The organism is Aeromicrobium sp., assembly GCF_050700635.1.
Lineage (GTDB): Bacteria > Actinomycetota > Actinomycetes > Propionibacteriales > Nocardioidaceae > Aeromicrobium.
This window is the reverse complement of sequence record NZ_JBOHDT010000070.1, coordinates 1-9,105: the sequence shown is the minus strand read 5'-3', so window position 1 is coordinate 9,105 and position 9,105 is coordinate 1. Positions and strand designations below refer to the sequence as shown.

General features: G+C 69.3%; 13 protein-coding genes. 5 read left to right on the top strand and 8 right to left on the bottom strand.

Annotated features, from left to right (window positions below; all coding sequences use genetic code 11):
* Positions 1 to 135: 135 nt before the first annotated feature.
* Both ACRDPN_RS05245 and rpsF read right to left on the bottom strand, forming a co-directional pair.
* Positions 136 to 663: a single-stranded DNA-binding protein gene (locus tag ACRDPN_RS05245; protein WP_431446314.1), complete on the bottom strand. Its 528-nt coding sequence runs from the start codon at positions 661 to 663 to the stop codon at positions 136 to 138.
* Positions 664 to 751: 88 nt separating this feature from the next.
* The gene (gene rpsF / locus ACRDPN_RS05240; protein WP_431446316.1) at positions 752 to 1,042 is read right to left on the bottom strand and encodes a 30S ribosomal protein S6; all 291 of its coding nucleotides are present in this window, start codon (positions 1,040 to 1,042) and stop codon (positions 752 to 754) included.
* Positions 1,043 to 1,223: 181 nt separating this feature from the next.
* On the opposite strand from rpsF, the gene ACRDPN_RS05235 reads away from it, so the two are divergent.
* On the top strand, positions 1,224 to 1,769 hold the full coding sequence (locus ACRDPN_RS05235; RefSeq protein WP_431446313.1) for an MOSC domain-containing protein: 546 nt from the start codon (positions 1,224 to 1,226) through the stop codon (positions 1,767 to 1,769).
* A gap of 15 nt (positions 1,770 to 1,784) precedes the next feature.
* On the opposite strand, the gene ACRDPN_RS05230 is transcribed toward ACRDPN_RS05235, so the two are convergent.
* From ACRDPN_RS05230 to ACRDPN_RS05215, 4 genes are read right to left on the bottom strand one after another with little or no spacing between them, the layout of a single operon-like run.
* Entirely contained in the window at positions 1,785 to 2,852 is a 1,068-nt protein-coding gene (locus ACRDPN_RS05230; RefSeq protein WP_431446312.1) for an aldo/keto reductase, read from the bottom strand.
* A 51-nt stretch (positions 2,853 to 2,903) separates the two neighbouring features.
* Positions 2,904 to 3,737: a transglutaminase family protein gene (locus tag ACRDPN_RS05225; protein ID WP_431446315.1), complete on the bottom strand. Its 834-nt coding sequence runs from the start codon at positions 3,735 to 3,737 to the stop codon at positions 2,904 to 2,906.
* Between the two features lie 2 nt (positions 3,738 to 3,739).
* On the bottom strand, positions 3,740 to 4,666 hold the full coding sequence (locus ACRDPN_RS05220) for an alpha-E domain-containing protein (RefSeq protein ID WP_431446311.1): 927 nt from the start codon (positions 4,664 to 4,666) through the stop codon (positions 3,740 to 3,742).
* The gene (locus ACRDPN_RS05215) at positions 4,666 to 6,258 is read right to left on the bottom strand and encodes a circularly permuted type 2 ATP-grasp protein (protein WP_431446310.1); all 1,593 of its coding nucleotides are present in this window, start codon (positions 6,256 to 6,258) and stop codon (positions 4,666 to 4,668) included. The genes ACRDPN_RS05220 and ACRDPN_RS05215 overlap by 1 nt, the downstream gene beginning before the upstream one ends.
* Before the next feature lie 28 nt (positions 6,259 to 6,286).
* On the opposite strand from ACRDPN_RS05215, the gene ACRDPN_RS05210 reads away from it, so the two are divergent.
* The 3 genes from ACRDPN_RS05210 (at position 6,287) to ACRDPN_RS05200 (ending at position 7,537) form a co-directional block, all read left to right on the top strand.
* Positions 6,287 to 6,616 carry a hypothetical protein gene (locus ACRDPN_RS05210; RefSeq protein ID WP_431446309.1) on the top strand — a complete coding sequence of 110 codons (330 nt, stop codon included), beginning with the start codon at positions 6,287 to 6,289 and terminating at the stop codon, positions 6,614 to 6,616.
* Positions 6,617 to 6,689: 73 nt separating this feature from the next.
* Positions 6,690 to 7,157 carry an HNH endonuclease gene (locus ACRDPN_RS05205; RefSeq protein WP_431446308.1) on the top strand — a complete coding sequence of 156 codons (468 nt, stop codon included), beginning with the start codon at positions 6,690 to 6,692 and terminating at the stop codon, positions 7,155 to 7,157.
* 8 nt (positions 7,158 to 7,165) lie between these two features.
* A complete protein-coding gene (locus tag ACRDPN_RS05200; RefSeq protein WP_431446307.1) occupies positions 7,166 to 7,537 on the top strand; it encodes a DUF2834 domain-containing protein in 372 nt (123 codons plus the stop codon).
* Here the strand turns inward: ACRDPN_RS05200 and ACRDPN_RS05195 are convergent.
* Positions 7,534 to 7,890 carry a cupin domain-containing protein gene (locus ACRDPN_RS05195; RefSeq protein WP_431446306.1) on the bottom strand — a complete coding sequence of 119 codons (357 nt, stop codon included), beginning with the start codon at positions 7,888 to 7,890 and terminating at the stop codon, positions 7,534 to 7,536. The genes ACRDPN_RS05200 and ACRDPN_RS05195 overlap by 4 nt on opposite strands.
* 89 nt (positions 7,891 to 7,979) lie before the next feature.
* Between ACRDPN_RS05195 and ACRDPN_RS05190 the strand changes: the two genes are divergently transcribed.
* A complete protein-coding gene (locus ACRDPN_RS05190; RefSeq protein WP_431446305.1) occupies positions 7,980 to 8,369 on the top strand; it encodes a DUF2237 family protein in 390 nt (129 codons plus the stop codon).
* Between the two features lie 16 nt (positions 8,370 to 8,385).
* Here the strand turns inward: ACRDPN_RS05190 and ACRDPN_RS05185 are convergent.
* On the bottom strand, positions 8,386 to 9,105 hold a 720-nt coding region (locus tag ACRDPN_RS05185; protein ID WP_431446304.1), incomplete at its 5' end, for a siderophore-interacting protein.

The following is a 9,105-nucleotide window of genomic DNA, read 5'->3' as shown; positions in this document are numbered from 1 at the left end:
GATGAACTTGCGCAGCAGCGCGGTGTCCTTGTAGTCGATCGCAGTGACACCGGCGGCCTTGAGCGGGTTGCTCTTCTTCTTCGGCGTCCGGATGGGGGGCTTGGGCATGGTTCTCCTTGAAAGATGTATGTGGTCTCAGAAAGGGGGCTCGTCGGTGGACCCGCCACCGCCGGCCCAGGCGTCGCCGCCCTGCTGGGGCGCGGAACCGCCACCCTGGGCAGCCGGCTGCTGGCCCCACGGGTTGGCGTTGCCGCCACCTTGCGAGCCCTGGCCGCCGCCGAAATCGCCGCCGCCGGAACGGGAGGCCTTGGTGACCTTGGCGGTAGCCCACTTCAGCGAGGGACCGACCTCCTCGACGTTGATCTCGACACTGGTGCCCTTCGAGCCGTCCTGGCGCTCGAAGTTGCGGATCTTCAGCGCGCCGGTGACGATCACGCGCTGGCCCTTCTGCAGGGACTCCGCGACGTTCTCGGCCATCTGCCGCCAGGCGGCGCATCGCAGGAAGAGCGCGTCGCCGTCCTTCCACTCGTTCGTCTGCTTGTCGAAGGTTCGAGGCGTCGAGGCAACGGTGAAGTTGGCCACCGCGGCACCGGAGGGCGTGAACTTGAGCTCCGGGTCGTCGGTGAGGTTGCCGATGACGGTGATGTTGGTCTCGCCTGCCATGGCTCTGCCTTTCGAAGGGTCTGGGGTGGTCTGGATTCAGTGAACCGCACGGTCAGGGCAAGCGCGAGGGCTCGTCCACACGCGGTTCCTACTTGACGTCGGGTCGCGTCACCTTGGTGCGGACGACCGACTCGTTGAGCGTGAGCTGGCGGTCGAGCTCCTTGACCGTGGCCGGCTCGGCGTGGAGATCGATGACGGCGTAGATGCCCTCAGTCTTCGTGTTGATCTCGTAGGCGAAGCGGCGCTTGCCCCAGATGTCGACGTTGTCGACACTCCCGCCGTCCTTGCGGACCACGTTGAGGTAGGTGTCGAGGCTCGGAGCGATCGTGCGCTCTTCGAGGTCCCCGTCGAGGATGACCATCACTTCGTACTGACGCAACGACAACGTGCGCCCTCCTTCGGTCTTGGCGGCTGCGGACCATCCGCAGCAGGAGAGTGTCGCCCCCCGAGAATCAGGACAGGGCAACCGTGCGAGTCTATCGGGCCCCTGTTCCGCAGGCCAAATCAGCCGTCCCGTCGTCAGCCACTCGCGGGCACGGGGTCGGGGCTACGCTCGCGGGGTGGACATCGAGATCGTGACGCTGGTGGTCTCGCCGGTGCGCCGCTACGACGGGCGTCCGAGCGAAGGGCCGCGGCCGTACGACGAACCGGAGACCGTCGACGAGGTTCAGGTGCGTGCGCACCGCGGACTGGTCGGCGACCGCTACTTCGGCACCCGGCACCGGTTCGCCGCGGTCACCTTCCTGGCCGCCGAGTCGATCGATCGCCTCGAGGGTGAGCTCGGAACGGGCCCGTTCGATCCCGAGCTCGCCCGCCGCAACGTCGTCACCCGTGGGCTCGACGTCGAGGCGCTGTTGCACACGACATTCACGATCGACTGCGGCAGCGGGCCGATGTCGTTCCGTGCCCTGACCCGCGCGAACCCGTGCGCCTTCATGAACGGGGCGTTCGCCGACGGCGCCCACCAGGCGATGCGCGGGCACGCCGGCATCCGCACCGAACCGCTCGACGACGGCGTGCTGAGAGTCGGCCCGGCCACCGTCGTCGACATCGTGCCGCTGGCACCTGAGGAGCTCTCACGCCGCCAGCGTGAAGCGGTCTCCTAGGGCGTGAGGGGCGCCCTAGGCTTCCGAAGAGACGGACCAGAGGTTCACGCCCTCCGGCTCACCGGCCAGTCGGTCGATCTCGGCGAGCTCGTCGGCGGAGAACTCGGTGTTGTCGGCGGCCTTCAGGTTCTCGTCGAGCTGCTCGACCGACGAGACACCGACAAGCGCGGACGTGACGCCGCCCGGCCGCAGAACCCACGACAACGCCATCTGCGCGAGGGTCTGCCCGCGAGCCTCCGCGACCGAGTTGAGCCCGCGCAGCCGCTTGCGGTTGTCGTCGTTGACCAGACTCTGGTCGAACGTCGGACGGTCGGACGTGCGCGTGGGCTCGTCGCCGAGATACCGGTCGGACAGCAGACCCTGCGCGAGCACCGAGAAGGCGATCGAGCCGAGCTGGTGATCGTCGAGCACGGTGAGCAGGCCACGCTCGACCCAGCGGTTGAGCATCGAGTACGCGGGCTGGTGGATGACGAGTGGCGTGCCGAGCTCGCGGGCGATGGAGACGGCCTCGGCCGTCCGCTCGGGCGAGTAGGACGAGATGCCGACGTACGTGGCCTTGCCCATCCGGACGGCGGTGTCGAGGGCCGCGATCGTCTCGGCGACCGGGGTGTCGGGGTCGAAGCGGTGCGAGTAGAACAGGTCGACGTGGTCGAGGCTCAGGCGACCGAGCGAGGCGTCGAGGCTGGACAGCACGTACTTGCGAGAGCCGGCGTTGCCGTACGGGCCGGGCCACATGTCCCAGCCGGCCTTCGTGGAGATGATCATCTCGTCGCGGTACGGCGCGAAGTCGGTGCGCATCATGCGACCGAAGTTCTCCTCGGCCGAGCCGTACGGGGGTCCGTAGTTGTTGGCGAGGTCGAAGTGCGTGATGCCCCGGTCGAACGCGTGCCTCAGGACCTCGCGCTGGGTGTCGAACGGCTTGTTGTCGCCGAAGTTGTACCAGAGCCCGAGTGACAGCGGCGGGAGCAGCAGGCCGGAGTCGCCCACGCGGCGGTACTCGAGGTGCTGGTACCGGTCCTCGGCCGCGACGTACGGGCGGTGGGTCTCGGCCACGGACTGGGCGTAGTAGGCGTCGTCACTCACCCGTCCACGCTAGCGACCACCGCCCGCCCGCGCGATTCAGCCGAGAACCGGTCAGCGCAGTCGGGTGATCTCCACGTCGACGAAGAGCTCGGAGTCGCCGCGGGTCGAGTAGATGCCACGTAGGGGTGGGACGTCCTCGTAGTCGCGGCCGCGGGCGACCAGGACGTGCTGCTCACCGACGGGTCGAGCGTTGGTGGGGTCCCAGCCGACCCAGGCGCCGTCCCACCACTCGATCCAGGCGTGCGACTCCCCCACGACCTCCTCACCGACGACCGGGTCGGTGGACGGGTGCAGGTAGCCGGACACGTAGCGCGCCGGGATGCGGGCCTGACGCAACGCCCCGAGCGTGAGGTGGGCGAAGTCCTGGCAGACACCCGTGCGGGCCTCCCAGGCGTCGGCCGCGACGGTGGTGACCTCCGTAGCGCCCTCGACGTAGCGGATGTTCTCGAACATGAACGCGCACACGGCCTCCGCGTGGTCCGTCGGCGTCGCGGCACCCGCGCGGATGGGTTCCAGCTGTGCCAGCAACGCAGGAGAAGGAGCGACCCAGGGAGAGATCTCCAGATATTCACACCACTCGTCCTGAACCGCGTCGAGCGCCTCCCAGGGCAATCGCTCGGGGACGGTCTCGACCGAGCTGGTCTGGACTATCGAGGTGGCGACGACGGTCAGCTCGGCGTGCGGCTCGTTGACCTCGAACGCGGTGACCGTGGAGCCCCAGTAGTCGCGGTACTCCGACGCCCACGGGCTCGGCGTGATCTCGAGCCGTGAGCGCAGCACCATCTGGTCGGTGGTGGTGAGCGGCGTCATGCGGGCCTCGTTGAACGAGGCGACCGCGCCCTTCTCGTAGCGGTAGCCGGTGACGTGCTTGATGCGCAATTGCATGCTCACAGCACGACACCTCCGGTCCAGGCGTAGATGTCGCGGTCGGCGAAGTAGCGGTGATTGACGGCCTCGCTCGCCGCCGCGCAGACGCGCTGGAGCCGCTCCATCTCGACCGGGAGGTCGAAGACGAGCTCCTCGAGCGGCCGGTACTCCAGCTCAGTACGAGCGCGGCCGAGCAGGCGCTGGGCCTCGTCGCTGAACCCCGACCGTGGGCCGACGTTGGCGAGCCTGCCGAGCGCCTTCTCCGCCTCGACGAGCGACGAGACGATCGAGCGTGGGAACCAGCGGTCGAGCAACAGGAACTCCGCGGCCTGACGGTCGGCCTCGATGCCCCGATACGCACGGATGAACGACTCGTACGCGCCGCACGCGCGCAGCGTCGTGGGCCAGGCGACCTGCGGACCCGGGGCCAGGGCAGCCGTCGACAGCAGCCGCGCGGTCATGTCGGTGCGCTCGATGCTGCGGCCGAGCATGTAGAACTGCCAGCCCTCGTCGCGCGACATGGTCTCGGCGGCGATGCCGGAGATCATCGCCATCCGGTCGCGCACCCACGCGAACATGACCGGCGGTCGCATCGAGCGGGCGGTGCTCAGCCCCCGCCACGTCGTGTTGATGGCGGCCCAGATGTCGGTCGACAACGTCTCGCGGGCCCGGCGGGCGCTCTCGCGGGAGGCGCCGATGGCCGCGGCGATCGACGTGTCGGCATCGGGGTTGTGGGCCAGCAGGTCGAGGATCATCCAGCGGTTCGGCGTTCCTTTGTACTCCTCGACACCCATGACGCTGAGCAGCTGCTCGCAGGACGTCCGCTCGTCCATGCCGGGGTCCTCGACCAGCACCTGCATCTGGACGTCGAGGATGCGCGCGGTGTCGTCGGCCCGCTCGAGGTAGCGACCGATCCAGAACAAAGACTCCGCGATCCGGCTCAGCATCAGAGATCACCCCGAGCCTGCTGCTGCTGCTGCTTCTGCTCCATGCCGCGACCCGGCCGGAAGTCCAGGTCGGGCGCCTGCTGGTGCGACTGACCCGCCACCGGGGTCGCGCGCGGTGCGTGGTCCGGCTCGGACGCCTCGTCGGCGATGCCGGCCATCACCCAGGTGTCCTTGGAGCCGCCGCCGCGGCTGGAGTTGACGATCAGCTCGCCCTCCGGCAGGGCGACGCGGGTGAGCCCGCCGGGCAGCACCCACACGTCGTCGCCGTCGTGCACGGCGAACGGGCGCAGGTCGACGTGCCGCGGCCGGATCCCGTTCTCGACCAGGGTGGGCACCGTCGAGAGCGAGACGACCGGCTGGGCGATCCAGGCACGCGGATCGGCGAGGACCTTGACGCGCAGGTCGTCGAGCTCGGCCGCGCTCGCGGCCGGACCTATGACGATTCCTTTGCCTCCTGAGCCATCAACAGGCTTCAGGACCAGTTCACCAAGTCGGTCGAGCACCTCCTCGCGGTGGTCGGTGTCACCCATCCGCCAGGTGTCGACGTTGCGCAGGATGGGCTCCTCCGACAGGTAGTAGCGGACGAGGTCGGGCACATAGGTGTAGAGCAGCTTGTCGTCGGCCACCCCGTTGCCCACCGCGTTGGCGATGGTGACGTGGCCGGCGCGTGCGGCGTTGACGATGCCCGGCACCCCGAGCGCGGAGTCGGAACGGAACTGGACCGGGTCGAGGAACTCGTCGTCGATGCGGCGGTAGATGACGTCCACCGGCTCGAGTCCGCGTGTGGTGCGCATCATGACGCGCCCCGAGCGACACACGAGGTCGCGGCCCTCGACGAGCTCGACGCCCATCGTGCGCGCCAGCAGGGTGTGCTCGAAGTAGGCGGAGTTGTAGACGCCCGGAGTGAGCACCACGACGGTCGGGTCGCTGACGCCGGACGGCGCGGCCTTGCGGAGCGCGGCGAGCAGAGCCTGCGAGTACTGCGAGACCGGACGGATGCGGTGGTCGGCGAACACCTCCGGCAGCGCGGCCGACAGCGCTCGCCGGTTCGTCATCACGTAGGAGACGCCGGACGGGACGCGGACGTTGTCCTCCAGCACCCGGAAGTCGCCCTCGCCGTCGCGGATGAGATCGACGCCGGCCACGTGGATGCGCACCCCGTTCGGCGGATCGAGACCCGCGACGACGCGATGGAAGTGCTGTGACGACATGACGACCGAGCGCGGAACGACCCCGTCGGAGAAGAGGTCGCCGGAGCCGTAGACGTCGGCGAGGAATGCCTCGAGCGCGCGGACTCGCTGGCGGACCCCGCGGTCGACCTCGCTCCACTGCTCCGCCTCGATGAGACGCGGCACGATGTCGAGCGGGAACGGCCGCTCCTCGCCCTCGACGCCGAACGTGATCCCCTGGTCGAGGTAGGAGGAGGCGAGCGCGTCGGCGCGCTGCCGCACCTCGTCGTCGCCCATGTCCACGAAGGAGGCGTGGACGTGAGCATAGTTCCCGCGAACCGCGGGCTCCCGATCGTGACGCGAGATCATCTCGTCGAAGCCGGACACCGGTCCGTAACCCTCGAAGAGATGCGCGTCACCCACACGCCCACCCTAGGCGGACACTAGGAGCATGGCCTCCGCCCCCGAACCCGCTAACGGCCTCACCGCCAAACGTCGCGCCACGGAGGCCGCGTCCCTGAACCGCGTGCAGCGACGCGTCGCGGCCATCGCCTTCTTCGCGTTCGCGGTGCACGGCGTCTTCGGGGTGATCGGTGCCGCCTACGTCCTCGAGGGGCAGGACCGTCACGGCGACGCGGTGGGGCTCACCGTGATGTCGGGCGTCATCGCGCTCATCGTCTACGTCGTCATGAGGACCATCCTCGGGGCGAAGCTGTGGTCCCCGGCGTGGATCGTGCTGGCCTTCGTCCCCACCGTGGCCGCATTCATCTGGGTGGTCTGACCCGCTGTTCCGGGGCGTCTCGGGCGGTGGAAGGGGCTCGGGAGGCTACGCTTTCGCCAGAAAGGTGCGAGCGATGGCGAATGGATACGTCCTCGTGCTCAACGCGAGCTACGAGCCCCTGCAACGCGTCTCGCTGCGCCACGCCATCAAGATGCTCGTGCGCGAGGTGGCGGTCGTCGAGGAGGAGGCCGGCGGGAGCTTCGGCCCGTTCCCGGTGCCCAAGGTGCTGCGCCTCGTGCGTTACGTCGTCGCGAAGTGGCGGCATCGTCGTGGCCACCTGTGCACGAAGTCGGCGGTCAAGGCCCGCGACCGGATGTGCGCCTACTGCGGCGGCACCGCGGAGACGGTCGACCATGTCGTGCCGCGCAGCCGTGGCGGCGGGCTCACCTGGGAAAACGCTGTCGCCGCCTGTCTGCGCTGCAACCACCGCAAGGCCAACCGCACCCCGGCCGAGGCGGGGATGAAGCTGCTCTTCAGCCCCACCGCGCCACCCTCGACCTGGGCCTACACCGTGCCGGTGCCGGTCGAGCAACCGGCCTAGGAGGCGACGTGAACCGTCTGACCAGCACCGACAAGGCACTCTGCGCGGTGTACGCCGTGCTGGGGCTCGCCGCCCTGATCGGCACTCAGGTCGTGCTGGTGCAATACATGACCTCGGGCGACGTAAGCCTCTTCGACGACGTGGTGGCAAACGGCGCCGCCACCTTCAGCCTCATCGACCTGCTGGCCGTCGCCGTCATCGCGCTGGTGTTCATGATCGCCGAGGGCCGACGGCTCGGCATGCGATTCCTCTGGGTGTACGTCGTGCTCACGTTCGCCGTTGCCATCAGCGTCTCGCTGCCGGCGTTCCTCATCGCCCGCCAGGTCCACCTGGCCCGCGAGGTCCACCTGGCCCGCGAGCGCGAGGCCCAGCCCGCCTAGCCCTTGGCGTAGGTTTCGGCGCTCTCGAACTCGTACCCGACGGCCGCTTCGTCACCGACCACCCATGCGTCGTGACCCGGTTCGATCACGTAGGCCTGGCCCGCGCGGAGAGTGGCCGTGCTTCCGTCCTCGTGCTCGACCTCCATCTCCCCGGACACCATGGCTCCGACGTGCCGCGCCTGGCACGAGTCGGTCCCCACCACAGGCTTGACGCATTCGGACCACTTCCACCCCGGCTCGAACGTGATGCGGGCGACGGAGGCGCTGCCCAGTCGGACGACGTCGACCGTCGTCTTCGGTGGTGTCCGCTGCTCGTCCGGTTCGTCGAAGGACTTGCTGGAGATGTTGGCCATGGCGACTCCTCGGTGACAGTCCCCGATCACCATCGAGTGTCCCACCGCGCGCCGGTGTTTGGCCAGAGGGCACGTGCGAGGCTGGTGCCATGGCAGACGTCAACGTCCGGGGTGAGCCGCTCCAGCCCTGCGGGGCGGATCCGGTCACCGGGTTCTACCGCACCGGCGACTGCGCCTGCGGCCCGGAGGACGCCGGCCTCCATGCCGTGTGCGCGGTGATGACCCGGGAGTTCCTCGAGCACCAGCTCTCCGTCGGCAACGACCTGTCGACGCCCCGCCCGGAGTGGGACTTCCCGGGACTGCGACCGGGTGATCGCTGGTGCGTGGTGGCCGTGCGCTGGCTCCAGGCGTACAACGACGGTGTTCCGGCCCCGGTGGTGCTGGCCGCCACGAACGCTAGGGCCCTCGAGGTGATCCCCCGGGAGGCGCTCGAGAAAGCCGCCGTCGACGTGCCTGACGACCCCGGCGCGCTCGGCTGAGAACGCGGTCGACGCTCTAGAGACCGGCCTTGTCGTAGATGTCCTCGAGCGCGTCGAGGTAGGCGCCCTCGTCGTCGCCGGCCCGGGCCTGAGCCTCCTCGGCCTCGGCGATGACCTGGTCGGCCACCTGCTCGTAGCGCGCGTTCCACTTCTCGGCGTCGATCTGCCAATAGCCGCAGGTGTAGAAGTCGTGCTGGGGCCACCGGAGCTCGCGACGCAGGTGCCGGCGAACTGCTCGGCTGGCGCGAGCCTCGCCGGCGAGCCAGACGTACCGGCTCTCGTGGTCCGGCAGGTCCCGCTCGACGACGGCGGCGGCCAGGGCGCCGGAGATGTCGGTCTCACGCTCGACGACCTGCCAGTGGATCTTGACATCGCCCGCGCTGGGGAGCGGGATCTCGTCGTCGGCATCGGTGACCACGACGACCGCCTCGGCACGCTGACCGGGCTGGAGGCCGCGCAGGATCCGAGCGAGAGCCGGGACGCCGGTGATGTCGGCCACGAGCAGCTGCCACTCGACCTCGGCCGGGGCCGCATACAGCCCCCGCGGTTCCAGGAGACCCACCCGGCTGCCCATCGCGCAGTCGCGGGCCCAGTTGGACCCGACGCCGGGATCGTGCAAGGCAACGTCGATGTCGACCTGCACCTTGCCGTCGACGACACGGTGGTCGGAGATCGTGTAGACGCGGTGGGTGAGCTCGGCGGCGCCCTCGGGGTAGGTGATGGTCCAGGTCGCCTC